Raw genomic sequence first — 543 nt, 5'->3', positions numbered from 1 at the left:
GCGCGTACAGCGGCATCACCATGAACGGCAGGTACGAATAGACCATCCCGATGTAGACGCCCGCGTCGCTGTGATAGAGGCGCAGCGGCGTGTGGATGATGCCCAGCGCGATCAGCGTGTGGTTCAGGAGGCCGTCGTCCTTCAGGATGCCGATCCATGCGTACACGCGAATCAGGAACGACGTCCAGAACGGCAGCATCACGGCCATCATCAGCACGTTGCGGCGGTTCGGTTCCGAGCGCGCGATGTAGTACGCCATCGGATAACCGATCAGCAGGCACAGCACCGTCGACACGGCGGCCATCTTCAGCGAGCTGAGGTAGGTCGCGATGTACAGGTCGTCCTGCAGCAGGAACGCGTAGTGCGACAGCTGCAGCGCGAAGTGCACGACGCCGTCCTTGATCTCGACGAGCGACGTGTACGGCGGGATGCCCATCACCTGGTCGGCGAAGCTGATCTTCAGCACCAGCACGAACGGCAGCGCGAAGAAGATCGCGAGCCACACGAACGGCACGCCGATCGCGACGCTGCGGCCCGACGGCA

1 protein-coding gene is annotated in these 543 nt (G+C 63.4%); it reads right to left on the bottom strand.

What is annotated here, in order from left to right; translation table 11 throughout:
- Positions 1-543 (bottom strand): ABC transporter permease (locus tag DPV79_RS41615; protein ID WP_482764122.1); only part of this gene is annotated, 543 nt, incomplete at both ends.

It is taken from the genome of Burkholderia reimsis (assembly GCF_003294055.1).
GTDB lineage: Bacteria > Pseudomonadota > Gammaproteobacteria > Burkholderiales > Burkholderiaceae > Burkholderia > Burkholderia cepacia.
Note: the sequence above shows the minus strand (reverse complement) of the source record. Positions and strands in the feature narration are given on the sequence as shown.